A 23,189-nucleotide genomic window follows, 5' to 3' on the forward strand; every position below is an offset into this window, starting at 1 on the left:
AGCACACCTCTTTCACAATATTGGAAATGAGCTGTCCCAGCCTAGGTCAAATTGTTCAATTCCAACAAAATATCGTCCAGGCCTTCGACAGTTAACTTAGTGGCGCTAAAGTCGCTAAGTGTATGCTCTTGTTCCTTCTGCGCCATGCAATGAGAGATGATAGAGATCAGATATGCTTGAAAGCGACTTAGAATAGTTTCAATTTTGGCCGAATCATAGCTATGCCTGCAGTATCCTATACTCAGATGAAGTTGTCCCGCAAGTACGATACAGTTTACTTCCAGCACATGATTAATCGGTGTAGAAGGACTGAACAGCTCTCCAAGTGGAACACTAGAGCTGCCAAATCCGTGCCCCCCCTCTTGGTCAAATACACCCAGATAATTAAAGCTGATCGAGGGCTTCAGTTTGAAGGACATCGCTTCCTTATGCTGGACAGCTGTTAAATACTTCAGAATGCCGTAGCCAACGCCTTTGTTAGGAATGCCACGCATCGTTTCCTTGATCGATTTTACAGCATCCCCTAACTCGCTAGATTGGAGATGAAATATAGCTGGAAAAATGGATGTAAACCAGCCAATCGTCCGCCCCAGATTACTGCCATCGATAATGGATTCCCGGCCATGACCTTCCAGACTGACAGCGATCCGCTCCTCACCACTCCATTCACGGATGGCCAGCATAAGAGCAGCAAGCAGAAGATGTACAGGCTCCGACCGATAAGGTCGATTCGCTTCTGTTAGCAGCAATTCTGTATATTCATCTGTTAACGTCATATTCGCCTCAATCGCATCACGGCGCATATAGGGGAGCATTGGTTTCAGGTCCACAGGGAGCGGATTAACAGTTTGGCAATCTACTTCATTCCAGTACAGCGCTTCTTTGCGCATTGCCTTGCTGTTTGCATAATCTTGAAGTTCCCTGCTCCAAGCCTGATACGACATCGTCTTCAAAGGAAACCGGATGGGCTCGCATCGTAATGCTTGTTTATAACCATTCTCCAAATCCTCAAGTAAAACTCTCCAAGAAACCCCGTCGATAATTAGATGGTGAACAATAATAAGCAGATAATCTCCCTGACTTGTCTGAAATATTGCTGGGATTACAAGTGGGCCGTTCTCCAGATCTATGCTGCGCTGAAGCCGATTAGCTTCTGTTTCTATTTCCTCCAAAAAACGTATAGATGATCGGTAGTCGTACTTATAAACCGGGCATTCTACCCCAATTCCCCTCACCACTTGCACGATCGACTGTCCATCTTGTAAAAAAGCTATTCTGAGCGCATCATGATGAACAAACAGCGCCGCAAAGACCTCTCTGACTGCCTCAAATATCCAGCCCTCCGAACGAAATAGCATCATTGCTTGGTTCCAATGGTGGGCATCAGGAATCTGCTGCTCCAAAAACCAGTGCTGAATCGGGAGAAATGGAACCTCGCCCTCTACGACTCCCTGTTCAATCTGCGACGCATCCGCCTTCAAATGAGGGGCAAGTTCTGCAATAGTGGAATAACGTAACAAATCACTTACTTCCATCCGCAGTTGTCTTTGATGTACTCGTGCTGATACCTGAATAGCTTTGATAGAATCGCCGCCAAGCTCTATAAAACGGTCGTGAATACCGACCTGCTCTACCTGCAGCACCTGCTGCCAGATTTCAGCAAGTGCCCGCTCCACTTCATTCGTCGGTGCTACATAGTCCGCCTCCATTTGTCTGCCCATACGGGGCTCCGGTAGAGCTTTTTTGTCCACCTTGCCGTTTGGCGTAAGCGGTATTTGCTTCACCTCCATAAAGGATGATGGCACCATATAGTCCGGCAGCCTGCTGCGAATATGCTCCCGCAGCTCATGCGCTGTCCATTCCCGCCGGGGCACTACGTACGCGCACAGGATGCTTCGTCCCTCCCCGTCCGTATAGGCTACTACGGTCGATTCGCTTACCGCTCCATGCTCCAGCAGCACTCGTGCTACTTCCCCTGGTTCAATCCGGTGGCCACGGATCTTCACTTGATCATCTATTCGTCCGATATATTCTATGGTTCCATCAGGCAACCAGCAGGCCAAATCTCCAGTTCGGTACATTCGTTCCCCTTGCGCATACGGGTTGGGCACGAACTTCTCCAACGTCAGTTCTTCCTTCCCCCAATACCCTCGGGCCAGACCGTCTCCTCCGATGCACAGCTCTCCCGGCACCCCGATCGGCTGCAACTTTCCTTGTCCATTCACAATATAGATTTTTTTGTTCGCAATCGGCCTGCCAATCGGCGGATTCTCCATCTCCTCTGTGCAGATCCCCACCGTACTGCCTACTGTTGCCTCTGTAGGTCCATACGCATTCAGGAAGGTGCGACCTCGTCCCCACATCCGGACCAAATCCGGTGAGCATGCTTCACCTGCTGTAATAATCGTTGTTAAATCCGGAAGTTCCTCATAGGGTAGTGCGCGCAGAACCGATGGCGGGAAAACCACTGAGGCAATTCGATTCGCCTTCAGCCATGCGGTAAAGCCCGCTCCGCTCAGCAACAATTCTTTCCTTGCCATGTATAGAGTGGCTCCGTTCAGCAGTGTCGGGAAAATTTCACCTACCGATGAATCGAAGCTGAAGGACGAGAACTGCAGCACATGACTCTCGGGCACAATTCCGTATGTTGGAGCAATGAGACAGAAGTTGCTAACTCCCCGATGTTCAATCATCACGCCTTTGGGCTGACCTGTAGAGCCTGACGTGTAGATCATATAGGCCAGATCCTCCGCCCCATTCACTTGCACGGGGTTGCTTCGCTCCTCTTCCTTCCACTCTCCTTCATCCAGTGGAATGACCCTTCCCCTATAGGTTGCCGGCGGCTTCAACCCTTGCTGCACGAGCATATATGCTGCTCCGCTGTCCTCCAGCATGTAGGCAATTCGCTCCTCGGGATAAGAGGGATCGAGCGGCACGTACGCCCCCCCTGCCTTCAATACACCAAACACACCAATGACCATCGCCACCGAGCGATCGGCCAGAATACCTACAAAAGTCTCTCGCCCTACTCCACACGACCGCAGATAATGCGCGAATTGATTCGCTCGCTCATTGAGCTCTTTATAGGTCAGTTCTATGTCCTCAAACACCAGTGCTGTCCTTCCAGGATGCTCGCTTGCCTGACGCTCGAATTGCTGCTGCAGTGTGTCCTCCCTGAAGTAGCTTTGATCCGTCCGATTAAACTCCTCCAGCAGTTGCTTTCTTTCTTCTTCCGTAACCAGTTCAATCTCTCCCAAACATATCTCTTGCTGCTCGCTGATCTGGTTTAAAACATGTTCAAAATGCCGGCACATCCGCTCAATTGTTGTCTTTTTGTAAAGAACCGTATTATATTCAACCGTAAACTGCAGCGCTTCTCCATCCAATGCTTCCCATGTCATATCGAACAGGGATGCAGTACAGCCAATTGGATAGGGGCTTGTATCGAGATTCGGTAATTCAATAGTAGACAGATCAAAATTTTGCATGGCGAACATGGTATCAAATATCGGATTGCGATCTGGATTCCGATGATAACCAAGGCGACCAATAATCTCTTCAAGCGGGAAGTCGCCATGCTCGTAGCCATCAAGCACGCTTGTTTTTACATCCTGCAAAAATTGTGTGAATGAGAGGTACTTGCTCGTTCTTCCACGCATGACTAACGTATTGACGAACATTCCACAAACGCTCTCAAATTCGATGCGTGGTCTCCTCATTACAGGCGCTCCAACGATAATATCTTCTTGTTCAGTATAGCGGGACAACATGATCTGATAACAAGCAAGGAGCAGCATGTATAGTGTAGCGCCTTCTTCTGCGGCGAGTTGTTTCAACCTGACCGTCAGATCCGGACTGATCTTGAAAAGAAGCTTGTCCCCTTTGAATTGCTGAATGGGAGGTCGAGGGTAATCTGTGGCGAGCTCGAGTACGGCAGGTTCCCGATCAAGCTGCCCGAGCCAGTATTCCTCCTGATTACGCCATCTTCGTTGCCCTCTACTCTTGTTCTCCCAAATCGCATAATCCTTATACTGCACGGCAGGGAGACTCAAATGCTTACCTTGATAGAGCAGGCTCAACTCCTCATTCAAAATATGTTGAGTCGTGCCGTCACCTATGATGTGATGCATGTCAGTAATCAAAATATGACGCTCCATCAACTCATTAGGTGTATCAAGCAGCCGGATCAGCCCAACTCGAAATAACGGTGCTTCTCCAAGATCGAATGGAGCAGTAAATAGTTGAATCAGTCTGTCTGCTTCCTTTTCATCCTCTGCATCCCAACAGATTAATGGCAGTTCTGTGAGGTCATGTACTTTTTGCACAAGCTGTCCGTCTATAAAATGGAATGAAGTGCGCAGACTCTCATGCCTCATCAGCAATGCGTTAATCGCTTTTTGCAGAGCATCCTTATCAAGTTGTCCTGTTATTATCGTCGCCGCTGGCAGATGATAAGCTGAACCAACATTTTGAGTCTGCTCGATAGCATACAGCCTTGTCTGCATAGATGAAGCAGGGTAATGAGGCTGTTTTTCTACCGCCTCAAGCAACGTAGGAACAGCAGAATTTAAACCACTGATATGTAGAGCCATGGCTTCAACTGTCGGTAACTCAAATAAAACTCTAAACGAAATTTCAACACCAAATTCCTGCTGTAATCGAGTAAGCAGCATGGAAGCTTTCAAAGAATCGCCGCCAAGCTCTATAAAACGGTCGTGAATACCGACCTGCTCTACCTGCAGCACCTGCTGCCAGATTTCAGCAAGTGCCCGCTCCACTTCATTCGTCGGTGCTACATAGTCCGCCTCCATTTGTCTGCCCATACGGGGCTCCGGTAGAGCTTTTTTGTCCACCTTGCCGTTTGGCGTAAGCGGTATTTGCTTCACCTCCATAAAGGATGATGGCACCATATAGTCCGGCAGCCTGCTGCGAATATGCTCCCGCAGCTCATGCGCTGTCCATTCCCGCCGGGGCACTACGTACGCGCACAGGATGCTTCGTCCCTCCCCGTCCGTATAGGCTACTACGGTCGATTCGCTTACCGCTCCATGCTCCAGCAGCACTCGTGCTACTTCCCCTGGTTCAATCCGGTGGCCACGGATCTTCACTTGATCATCTATTCGTCCGATATATTCTATGGTTCCATCAGGCAACCAGCAGGCCAAATCTCCAGTTCGGTACATTCGTTCCCCTTGCGCATACGGGTTGGGCACGAACTTCTCCAACGTCAGTTCTTCCTTCCCCCAATACCCTCGGGCCAGACCGTCTCCTCCGATGCACAGCTCTCCCGGCACCCCGATCGGCTGCAACTTTCCTTGTCCATTCACAATATAGATTTTTTTGTTCGCAATCGGCCTGCCAATCGGCGGATTCTCCATCTCCTCTGTGCAGATCCCCACCGTACTGCCTACTGTTGCCTCTGTAGGTCCATACGCATTCAGGAAGGTGCGACCTCGTCCCCACATCCGGACCAAATCCGGTGAGCATGCTTCACCTGCTGTAATAATCGTTGTTAAATCCGGAAGTTCCTCATAGGGTAGTGCGCGCAGAACCGATGGCGGGAAAACCACTGAGGCAATTCGATTCGCCTTCAGCCATGCGGTAAAGCCCGCTCCGCTCAGCAACAATTCTTTCCTTGCCATGTATAGAGTGGCTCCGTTCAGCAGTGTCGGGAAAATTTCACCTACCGATGAATCGAAGCTGAAGGACGAGAACTGCAGCACATGACTCTCGGGCACAATTCCGTATGTTGGAGCAATGAGACAGAAGTTGCTAACTCCCCGATGTTCAATCATCACGCCTTTGGGCTGACCTGTAGAGCCTGACGTGTAGATCATATAGGCCAGATCCTCCGCCCCATTCACTTGCACGGGGTTGCTTCGCTCCTCTTCCTTCCACTCTCCTTCATCCAGTGGAATGACCCTTCCCCTATAGGTTGCCGGCGGCTTCAACCCTTGCTGCACGAGCATATATGCTGCTCCGCTGTCCTCCAGCATGTAGGCAATTCGCTCCTCGGGATAAGAGGGATCGAGCGGCACGTACGCCCCCCCTGCCTTCAATACACCAAACACACCAATGACCATCGCCACCGAGCGATCGGCCAGAATACCTACAAAAGTCTCTCGCCCTACTCCACACGACCGCAGATAATGCGCGAATTGATTCGCTCGCTCATTGAGCTCTTTATAGGTCAGTTCTATGTCCTCAAACACCAGTGCTGTCCTTCCAGGATGCTCGCTTGCCTGACGCTCGAATTGCTGCTGCAGTGTGTCCTCCCTGAAGTAGCTTTGATCCGTCCGATTAAACTCCTCCAGCAGTTGCTTTCTTTCTTCTTCCGTAACCAGTTCAATCTCTCCCAAACATATCTCTTGCTGCTCGCTGATCTGTTCAACAATCGCTATAAAGTGATGCATCATACGGGTAATAAATTCTCCTTGAAACCGCGCTTCCTTGAATATCATCATGAGCTGCCCGCTATCCTCATTCATTTTAAACACAAGATCATAATGATCGCTTATGACTGCATCATCAAACATAACCATATGATTAAAACGTGTAGACCAATGCTCCCGCACGGAATGCTCTCCCACCTGAGAGCCTGTACTTTCCAAAGCGGCAAGGTACGCTGTATTGGTATGTACAATGAAATCAGCCACACCGTCCTCCGAGTTAACGGTAACTGCTATCGGTAGGGTGTTTCCTTTTAATAATGTGCCGAAGAGCACTTCGTCAACATGGTTATAAGCGCTTAACAATATTCCCCATGCAGCAAGCAATACAGATGATGGCTCCGTGTGGAGTTCATTAGCCGCAGCTTGCAGACGATTGATAACAATGGGCTCCAAATTTCCACGACAACTCTTAATTGCGCCCGGAGTATGTGATTCTGAAGTAAATACTGGAATCTGAGTCGCTTCCCCATGAATTTTCTTAAGCATCTTTTGCTCCCTTCTCTTCCCCTGTATCATCCTGTCCTCCTGTTTGCTGCAAGCGACTAACGCTCGGTAATTTTCATCACAATCGGATGTTGATTGTTTAGAGTTGTTAACGTCACCGGAGCTGCCTCGCAATCCCCAGTACTTGCGAAATTATATCGCTGACCGATTGCTGCCATAATCATCACCAACATATTGAGTGAAAGACCTTTGCCAATACAGATACGATTTCCTATTCCAAATGGAAAAAATGCATACTTGTCTAACTCTCTCAGAAAAGTGTCGGAAAAACGCTCAGGAATAAACTTTTCTGGCTGAGAAAAAAAATGAGGGTGACGATGCATCACATATTGGCTGAACATCACAACAGCATTTACAGGGATTACAGTATCGCCCAAAGTTATGTTTTCTGTTACAACACGTCCTATCTGATACGACGGTGGATAAAGCCGAAGTGACTCCAGGATGATCTGGTTGGTATATGCCAAATTAGTTACATCCTCTATTCCAGGCGCTTTACCCTTAAGAACCCGATCAAGTTCCTCCTGCATGCGCAGCTGCACCTCCGGATAGCGTGTTAGGAGATGCAACGTCCAGGTCAAAGCAGTTGCGGTTGCTTCGTATCCAGCCAAAAACAAGGTTCCCACATTATTTCTTATTTCCACGTTTGCTTCCTCAATGCTATCATCAGGCTTCCTCGCTTGGACTAGCATATTCAAGAGGTCGTCGTAGTGCTCAGGCTTCTCCCTCCTCTCCCTGATCTCCTCAAAGATTACAGTATCCAGACTGGTAATAAGTCTCTCAGCTTCTTCATCCTCCTGCTCTGTCAACGGGCGCTGCGTCATAAAGATCGCAAGCAGGCTGTTCAAGGTCTGACTTACAAGTTCCAATTGTTCGGCTCTTCCTTGATCTCCAAGGATATTCCGGCTAATGATCCGTATTGTCAATTCCAGCATGGCTTCAAACACATTAACAGATTGGCTGGTCTCCCAACTCGAAACGTACTGCTGAACCTCATCCCTGATACTATCTGACAATGACTCAAGTTGTTTCTTTTGGAAGACGGGACTCATCCAACGCCGTTGATTTCTGTGCTCTTCTCCGTTACTGACAAAGACGGAGTTGCCAATGAATCGCTCAAGTATCTTATTGCCATGCGGAACCTTAATCAGTTTTGATGCATTCTGTATGAGGATCTCTCCAATCAGTTCCGTATTCAATATGTAGTACATCTCACCAAAATGTTCACTTTTCACCTGCAGCAAATCATAAGAAAGATGGTTTTGCAATATCTGTTGAAAGAGGGTTACAAAATTTCCGTTCATTTCAATATCTGATAGATCAATCTGGCTTATTTTCAACTTTGATAACGATTTCATGTACATTTTCCCCCAATTCTTATTCAGGTAAATTCAGACACAATACCCATTTCTTTAACTTCTTATTGCAAATCTTAAATTATTAGTGTACTATTCAAGTAGTTCAATAATACACAGCATGGCTAATTTCTCACTCCTCTCTATGGCGTTTATTTTAATTTCAGACAAAGGAGACGATTAACTTGATGATTACAAATCAGATTACAAAATGGATATTTATTTTATGTGCGGCTACATTGGTGATTAATGGATTTCTCTACTGGGGCTTCCAAAAGAATGAACTTCTTTATGGAATCTATGGTGCACTTGGACTTGGCACAGTGACAGGGGTTTATTTACTTTTAAATCTAATAAGGAAATAGAAGTAAATAAATTGAATCAAAGTATTTTATTTCCTTATTGGATTCATGCTAACATCTTTTATAATATTTTGGCAATATTTTTAAAAAGTTTTTTATTTGAAAGTGAAATCACTGTGAACAACAGGGGAATCATTAAACACTGATTTCGGGTTAAGCAAACGTTTTATCCAAACATTAATAGTTTCGGGGTGAATTATGTCAAGCATTCCTGTACTGCAACTGAAGCGTTTAATGAAAAAGTCACAAGACCGCACTATCGTAAATGACCTTTCGCTTGACATTTACCCCGGTGAGGTGTTCGGACTCCTCGGACCGAACGGTGCAGGCAAAACAACTACGATACGAATGATCGTCGGATTATCGACTTATAGCACAGGCGAGATCATTATTGGGGGATTTAATCTAGAAAAGCAATTTGTCTCAGCCATTACGCACGTCGGAGCAGTGATAGAGAATCCTGAATTCTATAAATTTCTTTCCGGTTATAAAAATCTGAAACTATTTGCACGCTTGCACCACGGGGTGGATGATGCACGGATTATGGAAATCGTTAGAATGACTGGATTGGAGCAACGCATTCATGAGAAGGTGGAAACCTACTCACTAGGTATGAAGCAACGACTTGGATTGGCTCAGGCGCTTTTACATTCCCCCTCTGTTCTTATTCTGGATGAACCAACCAATGGATTGGACCCGGAAGGAATTCGAGAACTAAGAGATTACCTTACATATCTTGCGCATGAGCAAGGAATTGCTGTCTTCCTGTCTTCCCATATTCTCGCTGAAATGGAGTTACTGTGTGACCGTGTCGGAATTGTACAGCATGGCAAACTGCTAGAGGTTGTAGAACTCAAGGAGTTAAGAGATGCATCAACAGAGGTTCAATCGCTGGAGGAAAAATTTTTGGAGTTGACCCGAGGAAATCAGATATGATCGTTCTCTCGGCGATACGCAATGAAGTAACTAAGCTAGCAGGACAGCGATCCACATGGATTATCTATTCCTGCACATTCCTTATCATGATCTCTACCGCTATGCTGCAGCACATCGCAGGAAAGATCGAAACATCTTCATACTGGAACTACGCCATCTCGTTGTCCCAAACCAGTATTCAACTCTACTCTTTATTTGCTGTTCTGTTATCCATTCAATTGATTCAGGTGGAGCTTTCAACGGGTTCAATTCGTTTACTCCTTATTCATCCCTGCACCCGATCAAAAATTTGGTTTGCAAAATTTATAGCAGCACTTCTATTTTCCCTTGGTGGTTATGTAGTCATCGTTATGCTTTCACCACTATTAGTATTACTCCTATCCAGTTCCGAGGGATTTGCAAAGTTCGATCAGATGATCCTCTTCTTTACTGTCTCAGCCTCCAGATTACCAGATTATCCAATAGCAATTGCTAGTGCGTTTACAATGATCATGCTTACAAGAAATATGGGATTTGCTCTCATATTCAGTCTGATTGTTACGGTAATAAGTTCCAATATTTTGCTTTTCATTAGCGAATTTAGCAGTTGGATAGCTGCCGGATTTTGGCTGATATTCTTAGCAGTCATTACCATACCAGGGTGGAAGGCTTTTATAAGGCAGGAGTTTTAATCCATTATATCTGTGAGGAGTATATACCATGCGTGCTGTTCCAAAACATACGAAGCGTAACCGGATATATATTGCATTAATCGTCACTCTTCTAATAAGCGGAGGAGTTGCCTTCAACAATTTGTTTACCAATAAAATAGACAAAGTAGTCAAGGCTCCTGCCACAGGAATACAGCATCTATTGATCTATAGTCCCATGGTGGAGGTAAGACTCCATCATTCAAGCAATCGTTCAGAGATACAGGCAGTATTATCTGGCATAGCGCCTGCCATGAGTGATTTTGATTTGATTTTGGAGACACGAGATAAAACCATTGAGTTGCGAACGGTCGGAAATAATAACGGATTGGCTGTCCTCAGTACGAGCACTCAAGTTTTTGTCGATGTATATCTGCCCGATATTCGTTATGAAACGATTAAACTGTCCACTCAATTCAGCAGCATCTTCAGCGACTACAGCATTCGCGCACGCCAACTTAACTTCTCCAGTACATTAGGCGGTCTTTCACTCCACAGCTTTGAAGGTGAACAATTGCATGGTCGCACTACCCTTGGTTCTCTGCGAGTAGAGCAGCTTGATGGTAATGCTTCATTGCATACTAGTGCCGGCTCGATCGTCATTGATCGCTGGAATAGCTCACTGACTGACGACAGCCTCATTCATTCCGACAGGGGAAATATATCTATAGGAATGTCTGACCCAGAAGACATAAATCCACTGTACATCAACCTGCGTTCTAACGGGAGGGTTCAAACCGATCTGCAAATCGCCTCAACCGAACCCACTGGTGACTGGAGAACCATTGGTATGAATAAAATCTCGGGACATATCGGCAAACCAGGTAAAGCCTTATCCGAGGTATCGGTTAGCAGCAATACCGGACGCATTACACTATTAAATCTAAAGCAGTCGAATCTGTAAGAGGAGTTGTTCAATCCGAATGCACTATTGGTCTGCAATAAAAAATGAACATATCAAGCTGTACAGTAAACGTTCTACATGGATTACGCTCGGCATCGCATTTGCCTCCACACTGGTCATACTGTTATTGTTTCAGTTAAGCGGACGCCCCTCCATGAGCAGATTGGAACGAATTCTGTTTTTTATACAAACCGAAAATCAGATCATATATCTTCTATTAATTACTGCTGTATCACAAAGCGTTTGCGGCGAACTTTCTTCCGGGACGGCCAGAATGCTCTTTATCCGTCCACTCTCACGAGTGCTTGTCATACTCTCCAAATTGGCGACATCTTTGATCTATGCCGCCAATCTATTTCTGATGAGTATGATGTCCTGCATCGTTATTGCATATCTGGTGCCAGCAACTATGGAACTTAAAATGGACGATCTTGTAGAAATCATGTTTGTAACAAGTGTAAAGCTTGTGTCTATTCTGCTGTATACTTGTTTGTTCTTCTCCATCTCATTACTTGCTAGAAACATGACCATTTCCATTGTAGTCGGAATTATATTTATGAGTTCTATTCAAGCCCTGCCAAGCATGATGATATTCCCTGAAACCAGCTTCTTTATGTCATTTGTAATGTGGTTCTCACTTTGCATTGTCTTATTCATTGGCGCCGTAATTCACTTCTCTAGAAGCGATATACCTTAATATATCTGCTTAAACTGTGCTTTCTTGCTATATCCGACATTAATGAAATAAAGCACCTGCTTCAGCTATAGTAGGCAAACTCAAGCAGCTCCAACTTCAATTCGGGAGCTGCTTTCCCCATCTATGGAAGCTGATTGATAGCAATCTACACGATCCAGCGCACCGGTCGTTCACGCTCCAGAACACTAGCACCAGCGCTTTTTTCCAGGAAGTCCAATACTCTTCCCTATTCTCTCTCGCTAATTTCTTGTGACGTGCACAACGTTATGCATCGACAAAATAAGCCATCAAAATATCATCTACATCCTTGCCGCCGATTCGAAATTCAGATACAAGCCTGCCCTCGGTTATAAACCCGCATTGCTCATAGAAAGCAACTGCTCCCGGATTGCTGGACAACACGCGCAGCCTGAGCTTGCGAATACCCTGCTTCAGCGCATGCTGCTTCATCGCTTTCATTAGAGCTGTCGCCACACCGGAACGGCGATAATCGGGGTGAACTGCAATATGAATCTCATATACGTGGCGGTTCACAGGCATACCTGTCGGGGGATGAAAGCCTACATATCCGCATACCCGGTTCTCCTGAACCGCAATCAATTGACTGCCAGGCGGACAATATTGCAGATACTGCTGTCTGGATCGCCACTGCATAGGTGCAGGCGAGTTGCACGCATTCCAGACCAGCATATCCAGTTCCATCAGTTCATTCGCATCCTTCATCTCGGAAGCCCGTATCTTGTACGTATGACTGGTAAGCATGCCAATTCAACCTTTCGTGTACCCTCATTAAATATCTCTTTGATTTGCCTCATTCGGCTACTTTTTCGTGTGCTTTATTCTGTATATATTGTATCATAGCCGCTGCAAGGACTAAAATTTTGCTTGTGTTTAACCAAATGTGAATGAGACGCTTCACCTTGACGTAACGTCAACGTTTATACTGGGATTAGCGATTATCCATAAGGTAAGGAGGTAGAGCGAGTTGAACATCAAAGAAGCCGCGTCCCGGTTGGGAATATCAGCAAGAGCCATTCGTTTTTATGAGGAAAAAGGGTTAATTCAGCCTGCCAAGCAGGCTGGTAACGGATATCGCACATATACGGAAAATGATATATGGCGATTACAGACGATTGCCGCGCTGCGCGAGATTGGTATGTCATTACAGGACATCACCCATGCGCTGGCCGAGATTGATCAGGGCAACCAGCAGGGACTGGAGGAATACCTGGAGCTGCAGCAAGCGGTAATGTATGCACAGTGGGTGGAGCTGAAACGTATGATGGATACGACCCAGCGAATGATTGATCTGAACCGTCAGGACGGATCGCTGGATGTCAGTCATCTGCATGATCTGGCAGGCAGCGCACGTCGTCTGCGGGAGGCACGGCAGAACTGGCATGACCGCTGGAACTATGATAAACAAGCAGCGATCCATGATCAGCGCGTGCAGGCGGAGTGCAGCAACGATGTCAGCGCTAAATCAGGAGACCATGCTGCCCCTTCATCTATATATGTCCAGGCCCAACCCGCTTCAGCTGCAGATGTGCACACTCGACAAGTGAAGATAACGCCACCTGCAAATGCTTCTTTATCCAAAGTACACACTACAGCAGACAAGCCTTTCAATCTGTACCACAATTACGATGAAGCCCTGGAACAAATTGTGCAGTGGATCTCTCCTGTGTCTGGTAAAGCTGGCTTGGATATCGGGACTGGAACGGGCAATCTGGCTGGCAGAATGCTGAATCAGGGTGCAGTCATGACAGGAATCGATCAGTCACGGGAAATGCTGCGAACGTGCCGCCGGAAATATCCACAGATGCAGGTGAAGCTTGGTAATTTTCTGGCGCTTCCTTTTGCCGATCATTCCTTTGATTTCGTGGTCTCGAGCTTTGCCTTCCATCATCTGGGACCGGATCAACAGCAGCTCGCCCTGGAGGAAATGCAACGAGTTCTCAAGAACACCGACAAGGTTAGAATTTGCCTTACCGACCTTATGTTTACGGATTCCGCGCATCGTGACACGTACATTAAGTACGCTGCCACAGCTGGAGATATAGAACAGCAGCGAGCTTTACGCGAGCGCCATTTCCCGTTGCTGGACGATTTGTGCCGCCGGCTCGGTCACCTGGGCTACGAAACAAAGCATGTAAGGCATAACGAGCTGCTGCATACAGTGCTTGCGGTTCCAGTCAGATAAGCACCGCTATGGAGCAAGAAAATATTACGTTATTTCTTTAGGAAGCTAACGTATCTTAAATGAATCCATGAACGTTGCTGATGTGCATAGTGAAGCTGCTCCCTGAATGAACCGGTTTCCAGGATGGTGAAATTTCTGAAGTGATCCTTTAAATCCATCTCACTAAAAAAGTGAGCAAACTTTCCTGTCTTATATTCATATGTATTTGGTTCAAGCAAAGCACCTTTTCCACAGCTGCTGTCTTCGTCTGAGAATACGGTGAAAAAGCCCACTCCTCTCTCCTGAAGAAGCATGCTGCACTTGTTTATAATTACGTTTCGTTCCTCCTGCTTAAACAAATGGAGCAGGTTATAACAGAAAACAGCATCATACTTCTTAGGCAATTCAACATCCAGTACAGAAGCTTGGATCATATTTGATCGGGTATCCCATTCTCTTGCGAGTTTGACAGCCGATGCAGAAACCTCAATTCCATCTACTTTAAAATATTTAGCCAGTTCCTTCGTATTTCGGCCATATCCAGCCCCTAAGACCAGCACTTGTTTCACATCTCTTTGCTGAAATAATGAGACGGCTTGGGTTGTAATTACGCTGGGGGTCTCTCCCCAGATTTTCCCTTCTGTCTGAAATCGATCTTCCCAGTATAATCGCAACGATAATCCCCCCGTTATATATTAATCTCGATCCTCAAAGATGATGTATTAAACGTTTAGAATAACTCATACAAAAAATACACCCCTTCGCAGTGATTGGATATAAAAAATATCCTAAACGGCATGCTAAGGGGTGCTTGAGTGATCAATCCATGGTGTGAAAATCACGTTAATCTGTTTTTATACGAATACAAACAATTCGTGAAAAGCTTTTACATATAAATATCTACAATTGTGCGTTCAACCGCACCGCTTGCCTGCTTGAACGCATCCAGCGAGATGCGTACCCCACCTTGACGATAACGGTTCGCTGTACGCTCACCTTGAATGTCCTGGCCATTCACCGTCACACGGCTGACTGCTCCCTCATTCAGATGATAGATGAATGTTACCGGCTCGCCTGCATATTCGAATTCAAACTGCATGCCGTCCAGTTCAGCTGGCAATACCGGGTCGATCACCAGATTACCGCCTTCCTGACGAATACCCAGTGCATTCGAGATCAGCTGGTTCATGTAGATTCCAGGGCCGCTGGAGTAGATTCTCCATCCGCCTTTCACCTGTACTGTACCTTTGCGGAGCTGGTCAAAATGCTCCTGCGCTTCGTAACGTGTATTAAATTTGCCGTCCGAGCTGCTGAAGTATGCATTGGCTTGGCGAATTTCTGCATTAGGTACAACCTCGCCAATACCTACTGGATTGATCATCGCCAGACCATTCCATACCTGATCCGTTTTACCGAGCTTCGCCATCGCTTCCACGTAACGGATGTGGGCATGCACATATTGCAAACCGATCTCACGTCCGAAGTTGGACGCTTGCTCTGCACGTTTGAAGTGTGTGCTCACGCCGCCTGCGTATTGCGCAGGACGGTTCATCAGACGTACGCCATCCGGACACAGGAACTGCTCACGAATGAGTGCGTAATGTGCTTCTGCCTGTTCTGCATTCAGCAGCTCACCGATCATGCTGCGTGTCATCGGCAGCAGGCGGTATTGAATTCCTGTTTCGGTGTCTGTCGGATGAAGCATCAGCTTCGCTTGATCTGCTTCTTCCATATATACGAAGCCAGGAATCACATCTGTGCCCAGCATGTAACGGTTGAAGTCCTCGCGAATACCCTCTGCCAGTTCAGCAAGCTCCTGTGCAAAAGCTTCATCTTTGGCTTTCAACGCTTGAGACAATACATTCACAGATTGATACGTCAAAGCTACCGTCCAGCTGCTCACCATGTACTGTTTAAGCTGTGCATTGGCTGGCTGAAGTGTATCATCCCAGTCTCCATCTCCGTAGGAGGACAGGAACGTATCGTGCAGGAAGTGTGCACGGATGTATTCGATCTCTTTTTTCGCGTGCTCCAGTACCGTTGCTGTCTCTTCTGTGAATCCAAAGCTGTGTTTTACTGTATAAGGCACTTTCTCTTCCAAAATCGCATAATCGCGAGTTGCAGTCAGGTAATCCGCCAACACCTTCAGCGGCCATACGATAATATCGCCATGGCTTTCTTCCTGCTGAATGGCAAAGTATTTGTCAAACATGAACCACTGCGGCCAGTTGCCATCGTCCTCGTATTGGTGCGTGTAGACCATTTTGATGATATCGCGAACCTGCTCATATTTCTGAGTAGCCATGAAATACTCCACCGGGCCTTGGCATACATCACGTGTACCCCATGCTGCGCCCCCATATTGCTCCAGACCGTGAGGTACAGAGTAGTGCACCAGCATATTGTGTGTGTACCACCAGGCAAGCGCGTTGACTTTGAACAAGTCTTCCGCATCCTGGCTCTCGCCGCGAGACAAACGGAACCCGTTCATGACACCTGCAAAGAACTCACGGTACGCCTGCACTTCTTCTTCAAAAGAAAGACTCCGGATCGCTGCGTCTGCACCTTCAGCCGCCTGATCTTCCAGTACACCCTGAACCTTCAGCGTCCATTCTGCACTCTCCTCCAGGCTCAGTGTGACGAGTGAAGCAGAGCCGCTGCGAACACCGCTGGCAAGCAATGTTTCATCCCCAGCTTGTGCAACAGCACCTTCGACACTCATACGGTACTCCAGCTCTGGATATGTCCCTGCACTCAGGGATTTAGGATCAGCTTTGAAGATGAGGGTCCTACCATCCTGCGTCATGTGCAGTGGATATTCGTACTCATTCACGTTCATCGTGATCTGGTTCGTCACCAGGTAACGATAGGCTTTTCCACTTGTAGAGCGTACGTTCATGCGTACTTCTGTAGCATGCGTCGTTGTATAGTTGGTCACGATAAGCGTATCGGACTCCATTTTGTAAATCCAGCGAGCATAGTTAAACCCGATCTCGAACAAGGACGGCATCGTCAGCAGACGATATTGTCCATCGATCTCTACATAGATGCGTTGTCCAGCCGTTTTCGGCACGTTCAGAGCATTGCGGGCATTACTGATCATTTTATTAAAATTAGTGTTGCCAATAACAAGCTGTGAGTTGAACATCCCGTACATATACGATGTCGTCGTAATAACCTGTGCTCCCAGCTTTACATTGCCGCCGCTCATGAGAATATGTCCGTGCGGGCGCTCTACCAGCAGTTCTTTGGCTTTCAAAACGATATGCTCGTAAGATTCGGTAAAGAAGGACAACAGTTGATCCCCGCTGCGCTCTTCCTGATGACGATCAGGGTACAGTTCGTTAATCTCTTCTTGTGTCAGATCGAGTGCAGCCAGCGGCTCACCCAGGAAAGAGGAAAGCTTCACTTGTTCCAATACTTCACCCGGCTCTGCGTTCAACGTCTGGACTTCATTCCATGCCGCCGCAACTTCCTCTCCATACTCCAGTGCGGCAATGCCTGTTGCATGGTTTGGCTTCGCCAGTCCGTAGAATACAACCTGTGCTTCACCGTTCAGCTCCACAAGCTCGGATTGCAGTGCCGTATAAGCAAACTCATACTGGTACGTCTCATTCGCCAGGGAAGGACGGCTCAAGCTCTCCGGCTGGTTTGTTTCTTTATAAGACAGTCCAAAGAACTGGAATCCGTCCGTGGAGTAACCGACCGCTTTGGTCAGGGAACCCTGCTGCATGTAAGGGAAAGCCCCACCCTGCGGCTGGTTTTGACGCGAGCATACTACATACCCTTTCGCATCATCCTCAAACACCGTGTGGTCAATATATTGCGACAGATATGCTTCATTGCTGCGTACCGCACCCGGATCGGCCAGTCCGACATCTTGTCCATACACTACATCAACACGCTGCTGCTTCCCTGTAAGCTTCACATCCCAGAACCAGATGCCCTGTGATGCAAGCGTAAATACGACCTCATAGTTAATCGCTTCTGCTGCCAGCTTTGGCTGAACGCTGCCCTTCCAGATCAGCTGCCGATCTGCATGGGATTTGCTTGTAGATAATTGGCTGTTGGAATGCACGCCAAGCAGCGGGAACGAAGTAATCTCTCCACCCTCATGTACGCGCAGGTACAGATTATTCAAAGACCCGTCAATCGGGTTGCTCAGCATTTGATTCAGCATCGTTGTGCCAGAAGTTGCTTGATACAGATCTCCACTGTTTAAAAAAGTAAACGTCACTTCTCCGGCTGCCAGACGAATCGTTTCATTCATGATTGTTGCCATTCTCTCTATCACTCCTTAAATTAGTTTACAGCTAAATATCGAAACGTTTCGATATTATTGAAAAAGAATAGGGCTCCCTTGAACCGGTCTTTACAGCCCCGTCCTAACGATAACCCTCATTCTGCAACTCATCACGTTCACATGCTGATCGCACTTAACCTATTATGTATCCACGAAGGACGCTAGGCCAAACTGCCTCCCCACCAAGTGAACATTATTTGACTGACCCGGCTTCCAGTGAACGCACGGATTCGCGCTCCACCAAATCAATCGTTAACGTATAGGATGGATTCACGTGTTCTCCATTCAGCATCTGGAACAACAGATGCCCGGCCAGTGATCCCGCCTCTTGCTTGGGCTGACGAATCGTGGTCAGCGGCGGACGAACATATTCGGACAGCTGAATATCATCGAAGCCGATCACCGAAATATCTTCCGGCACCGAGATGCCACTCTCTGCCAAAGCCTTCAGCCCGCCGATCGCCATCTCGTCATTCCCGTAAAATACAGCGGACGGAAGCTCACCCTGCATGATCATCGTTTTGGTAGCACTGAAGCCGCCCTCGCGTACGAAATTGCCGTTCAAACGCCATTTGGACTTCTCCTCCAGCCCTGCTTCCCGCATGGCCCGGAGGTAGCCCTGATAACGCAGCGCATTATCATAAGAGTTGGCTGGCCCGCTAATATAAGCGATGTTCTCGTGACCGCTTCTAATCAGGTGGCGCGTAGCAAGGTATCCGCCCTGCTCACCATCCACCAGCACGTTCACCAGATGGTCACCGGACAGCTGGCGGTCCATAACGATGATCGGGAACCGTGTTCCCGCAGATTCCACAAGAATGTCATCGTGAATGTTATGAGCGAGCACAATGGCACCATCCACTCTTTTTTCACGTAGAAAACGTACCGCTGTTGAATCCCTTCCACCCATAGAGCTGCATGCAATCAGATCGTATCCGTTCGTCAGCGCCACATCCTGTACACTGCGAATCAGCTCCGAATAATACGGCCCGGACAGGTCCGTCAGGATGAGTGCGATCGTATTCGTCCGGCTCCGCTTCAAGTCCATGGCAAAGCCATTTTTACGGTAATTCAGTTCCCGTGCTGCCTCAAGCACCTTCGCTTTGGTTTTCGCACTAACCTTGCTGTCCCCATTCAGTGCGTAAGAGGCAGTCGAGAGTGCTACACCCGCCAGCTTAGCCACATCCTTAATCGTTGCCATTCTCCGTTCGCCCCTTCTTGCTTGCTATATAAGTTGAACTAAAGATATTACACAGCCACTCCGATGACAGAATAACCTTCCAATCGCTGTTATCCCCAGATTTTTTGGATTCCCTTCTCCAAAGGGAAAAATCCGGAGATAAAGGCGAAGCTTATGCTTCCGATGCAGCTTTCTTACAGAAAGCTTTTAGCTCCGCTTTTTCAGGTTTTTTCTGTCCTCTCCGTTCACGTGTAAATGAATAGTTCAACTTATATAGTCTGTTGTTCATTATATCTGCATCAGGCAGCATGTATGGCATACAAACCAATACCATGCATACCTGTTCACTGCCTTAGTCATTCCCTTACCCTGCACAATCGAAACGTTTCGAGGTGTTCCCAAAAAAATAATTCCTGATTGCTATGCCAGTCCCCCTGCTTATAAACAGGAAAAACATTCGCCGCAATAGGCTTGTTCATTATTATGTTCTGTTATGCTTCTAAACAAGAACACGGTCTTTGTGCTACAAACGCTAGATTGAAACGTTTCGACATAATCATTATAGTCTCTGGTGATAGCGATTTCAACCATTTTATATTATTTTCGCAGAAATAAGTACAATTTTTGACCGATAGTCCACGATGTTTTATTTTTCGTATATACTGCATAATAGTTCAGATTCAACAATTTGACCAGTACAAGAAGAGCAATACTGTATATAGCCCTTCAAGATCATGTTTAAGGAGAAGGTTACGTCATGAAAAACAACCAGCCTACCGATCCAGTCAACGCACAACATCGGCTTTCCTTAACGTACATGGAGCCTGTTCCTGATGCTCCATTCAAGCTGAGACATCTCGTGCAGATTCATGACCGTGAAACGTTTGCCCATATCGAGGAATCATGGAGCAAACTCCATGTATTATACATCATAACTGCAGGTCAGGCGCGGTTTATTGGAGCAGATGGCAAACTGACACTAACTGCCGGCTCCGCCTTCATTCGCCGGGCAGGCAGCCTGCTGCAACATGACAGCTATCGGGGTTCCCTGTCGCCAGTACAGGGTATTGCCATCGCTTTTGATTTTACCGATCAACAGCATCGCTGCTGGCCATTCTCGTCCCCAACTCCAATATCCAGCCACCTGATTGTAGACAAGGCAGCAGAACTGGCCAAGGTATGCACGACAGGCCACAATTCAAGTTCGTTCAGAGTGCACATTCTTTTCTATGAACTTCTGGATATGCTACAGGATCAAGTTGCTACTACACCTGAACCAGATCATTTCTGGCTTGATGGTGCGCTCCGCCATATTCATAAGATGTATGCACAGCCTTTGACCCGTGAGCAGATGGCTAAGGCCTCTAACGTAAGCCCGGAACATTTTTCGCGGGAATTCAAGCGCTATACCGGCCTTACCTTTGTCGAGTATGTATCCCGTTTGAGGATCAGGATGGCTCAAGAACATCTGCTGCTAGGAAGTCCTACGTTACAGGAAGTGGCCAGACTGACTGGATATAAAGATTCGTTCTATCTGAGCCGCAAGTTCAAACAAATCGTTGGTACAGCACCAGCCCATTACCGGAACACCCCGAAGAAAATTGTCTCTCTGACCTTCAACTACACGGCTTCCCTGCTGGCACTGGGCTGTATTCCCCACATAGGAGCCGTTGCGAGCTGGATGGAATCCGGTCTTGATGAGCATGTACAACACCAGATGAAGCAGTATGCCGAGCATGAATTGTTAGCGCATCCGCAGTTGATCGCAGAGGTGGATCCCGACATCATCATCGGCTATGCACCCCATCCGGCTATGGATGAATTACGAATGATTGCACCTACCATTCTGATGCCGTTTGAAGAACTGGACTGGCAGCAGCAGTTTATCCAGATCGGTAGAATGACGGGACTAGAGTCCAGGGCTCAAGCTATCATTCATCAATATCACCAGCTAGAGCAGGATGCCAATGAGACCTTGGACAACCTGATCGGCGAAAATCGCGGTTCAGCGGTATGTTTGTTCCTGTATGGGGAACAGGGGGCATACGTCTTTGGTCATAGCTGGGGCAGAGCCTCTCATATTCTGTATGAGTCTCTTGGATTTAGACCGCCGACACGAATGCTCAAGGATGGGCGGTTGCCAAACGGATACATCCATGTGCCTTTATCCGACATTCATCTGTATGCCGCAGATTACATATTTGTGGCCTATCCTGAGGAAGCTGCAGAACAGCAAGCCGTGATTTCACGAATGAATGAAGAATCATGGAGCACTCTCGCAGCCATTCGTAACGGAAATTTATATAACATTGATGCGGACATGTTCTACGGTTTTGATCCTGTATCCATAATGAAGCAATTAAAAAACATAATGCATCACTTCACATCACATCTGTCTATGTATTAGTGATCATCGTTGTCCATGTACAAATCAGACATCTTCCTCTATGTTATTAATGAGAATAATAATCATTATTATTTATGAACTGGACATAGGGGGAATCATTACATGTATGCTGTTAAAAACAGATTTTCCGGCTTGTTGCTCATGCTTGCTATGATTATGATATTGACCGCTTGTAGCAGCGGAGCAGGCGGCCCTGCGACCAAACAAACGTCGGCATCCGAATCAGAAACTACATCCGGAACTTCCGAAGCCAACACAGAGACGTCATCCGGTTCGGGTCCGTCCGAAGCTACACGAATCTACAAGTCATTAAGCGGGGATGTTGAAATCCCGGCTGAACCCAAACGCATTGTTACAGACATGTACGTAAGTGATCTGCTTGCACTGGGGATCAAGCCCGTTGGTGCTGTCCAATACTATCTGGAGAACCCGTTCTATTCGGACCAGGTGACGGGCATAGAAAGTATTGGCGATCGGAGCGCTGTATCCTTGGAAAAGGTTGCTGACTTGAATCCGGATCTGATCATTACCTACTCTAACCAGGCCCAGGAGATTGAGAATTATCAAAAAATTGCTCCTACCGTAGTCATTCCTTACGGTACATTTACGAATGTTCATGATGAAATCCGTGGTTTCGGAGAGCTTATGAACAAATCCGAGGAAGCCGAGGCTTGGCTGAAAACGTACGATGAACGGATGGAAGCCGCTCGCTCCAAAGTAAAGGCGGTCATCCGTCCAGAGGAAACCTTTTCGATCCTTGAAGTATCGGACAAGAGTTATTATGGATATGGAGACAACTTTGGGCGAGGAGGACAAGCGGTTTACCGCGCTTTGGAACTTACTCCGCTTGAGCGCACCAGAAAAGAACTGATGGGCGATACCCAATGGAAAGAGATTTCACGTGAGGTTGTTGGTGATTATGCAGGCGATCATATTTTCTTGACCGTTGGTGAGAGCAATAAAAATTATCAGGGTGATTCCATCTGGAAGTCCCTCCCTGCGGTGAAAAACAATCAGGTATACGAATTGCAGGAGGACCGGTACTGGTACTTTGATCCGATTGCAATCCAGGGACAAGCTGAAGAATTCGCAGAAATGATTGTAGAGCGCGCTAAACAGAATCGCAAGTGACGCAATAGAACGTCAAAAGCCTGGAGAGGCTTGCTAGGCCTCCCCAGGCTTTTGGTGTTTTTTATATGAAAGTATCTGTAACATATG

Annotated in this window: 14 protein-coding genes; 8 read left to right on the forward strand and 6 right to left on the reverse strand. The window is 47.0% G+C overall.

All coding sequences use genetic code 11. From position 1 onward, the window contains the following. Positions 1 to 41 precede the first annotated feature (41 nt). A complete protein-coding gene (locus ACQSGY_RS12685) occupies positions 42 to 6,938 on the reverse strand; it encodes an amino acid adenylation domain-containing protein (RefSeq protein ID WP_427052135.1) in 6,897 nt (2,298 codons plus the stop codon). A 56-nt stretch (positions 6,939 to 6,994) separates the two neighbouring features. After that, positions 6,995 to 8,314, reverse strand: a complete 1,320-nt coding sequence (locus ACQSGY_RS12690; RefSeq protein ID WP_427052136.1) for a cytochrome P450 — start codon at positions 8,312 to 8,314, stop codon at positions 6,995 to 6,997. 182 nt (positions 8,315 to 8,496) lie between these two features. On the opposite strand from ACQSGY_RS12690, the gene ACQSGY_RS12695 reads away from it, so the two are divergent. The 5 genes from ACQSGY_RS12695 (at position 8,497) to ACQSGY_RS12715 (ending at position 11,899) form a co-directional block, all read left to right on the forward strand. Next, entirely contained in the window at positions 8,497 to 8,676 is a 180-nt protein-coding gene (locus ACQSGY_RS12695) for a hypothetical protein (RefSeq protein WP_427052137.1), read from the forward strand. 231 nt (positions 8,677 to 8,907) lie between these two features. Next, positions 8,908 to 9,609, forward strand: a complete 702-nt coding sequence (locus ACQSGY_RS12700) for an ABC transporter ATP-binding protein (RefSeq protein ID WP_427052138.1) — start codon at positions 8,908 to 8,910, stop codon at positions 9,607 to 9,609. Then, on the forward strand, positions 9,606 to 10,280 hold the full coding sequence (locus ACQSGY_RS12705; RefSeq protein WP_427052139.1) for an ABC transporter permease: 675 nt from the start codon (positions 9,606 to 9,608) through the stop codon (positions 10,278 to 10,280). The genes ACQSGY_RS12700 and ACQSGY_RS12705 overlap by 4 nt, the downstream gene beginning before the upstream one ends. Before the next feature lie 28 nt (positions 10,281 to 10,308). Further along, positions 10,309 to 11,202 (forward strand): hypothetical protein, encoded by an 894-nt coding sequence (locus ACQSGY_RS12710; protein ID WP_427052140.1) that lies wholly within the window; start codon positions 10,309 to 10,311, stop codon positions 11,200 to 11,202. 19 nt (positions 11,203 to 11,221) lie between these two features. Then, positions 11,222 to 11,899 carry an ABC transporter permease gene (locus ACQSGY_RS12715; RefSeq protein ID WP_427052141.1) on the forward strand — a complete coding sequence of 226 codons (678 nt, stop codon included), beginning with the start codon at positions 11,222 to 11,224 and terminating at the stop codon, positions 11,897 to 11,899. 264 nt (positions 11,900 to 12,163) lie between these two features. Here the strand turns inward: ACQSGY_RS12715 and ACQSGY_RS12720 are convergent, their stop codons facing one another. Beyond that, the gene (locus ACQSGY_RS12720; RefSeq protein ID WP_427052142.1) at positions 12,164 to 12,661 is read right to left on the reverse strand and encodes an N-acetyltransferase family protein; all 498 of its coding nucleotides are present in this window, start codon (positions 12,659 to 12,661) and stop codon (positions 12,164 to 12,166) included. Positions 12,662 to 12,884: 223 nt separating this feature from the next. On the opposite strand from ACQSGY_RS12720, the gene ACQSGY_RS12725 reads away from it, so the two are divergent. Then, on the forward strand, positions 12,885 to 14,102 hold the full coding sequence (locus ACQSGY_RS12725) for a methyltransferase domain-containing protein (protein ID WP_427052143.1): 1,218 nt from the start codon (positions 12,885 to 12,887) through the stop codon (positions 14,100 to 14,102). 29 nt (positions 14,103 to 14,131) lie between these two features. Here ACQSGY_RS12725 and ACQSGY_RS12730 read toward each other — a convergent pair whose 3' ends face one another. The 3 genes from ACQSGY_RS12730 to ACQSGY_RS12740 form a co-directional block, all read right to left on the reverse strand. Beyond that, positions 14,132 to 14,650: a class I SAM-dependent methyltransferase gene (locus tag ACQSGY_RS12730; protein ID WP_427052144.1), complete on the reverse strand. Its 519-nt coding sequence runs from the start codon at positions 14,648 to 14,650 to the stop codon at positions 14,132 to 14,134. A gap of 317 nt (positions 14,651 to 14,967) precedes the next feature. Then, the gene (locus ACQSGY_RS12735) at positions 14,968 to 18,363 is read right to left on the reverse strand and encodes a GH36-type glycosyl hydrolase domain-containing protein (protein WP_427052145.1); all 3,396 of its coding nucleotides are present in this window, start codon (positions 18,361 to 18,363) and stop codon (positions 14,968 to 14,970) included. A gap of 214 nt (positions 18,364 to 18,577) precedes the next feature. Beyond that, positions 18,578 to 19,585: a LacI family DNA-binding transcriptional regulator gene (locus tag ACQSGY_RS12740; RefSeq protein ID WP_289376648.1), complete on the reverse strand. Its 1,008-nt coding sequence runs from the start codon at positions 19,583 to 19,585 to the stop codon at positions 18,578 to 18,580. Positions 19,586 to 20,321: 736 nt separating this feature from the next. Here ACQSGY_RS12740 and ACQSGY_RS12745 point away from each other — a divergent pair. Both ACQSGY_RS12745 and ACQSGY_RS12750 read left to right on the forward strand, forming a co-directional pair. Next, complete coding sequence (locus ACQSGY_RS12745; protein WP_427052146.1) at positions 20,322 to 21,971, forward strand: helix-turn-helix domain-containing protein; 1,650 nt, start codon at positions 20,322 to 20,324, stop codon at positions 21,969 to 21,971. 102 nt (positions 21,972 to 22,073) lie between these two features. Further along, positions 22,074 to 23,102, forward strand: coding sequence for an iron-hydroxamate ABC transporter substrate-binding protein (locus ACQSGY_RS12750; protein WP_427052147.1), 1,029 nt, complete (start codon positions 22,074 to 22,076; stop codon positions 23,100 to 23,102). The last annotated feature ends 87 nt before the right edge of the window (positions 23,103 to 23,189 follow it).

The organism is Paenibacillus sp. TC-CSREp1 (assembly GCF_050171015.1).
Classification (GTDB): Bacteria; Bacillota; Bacilli; order Paenibacillales; family Paenibacillaceae; genus Paenibacillus; species Paenibacillus silvae.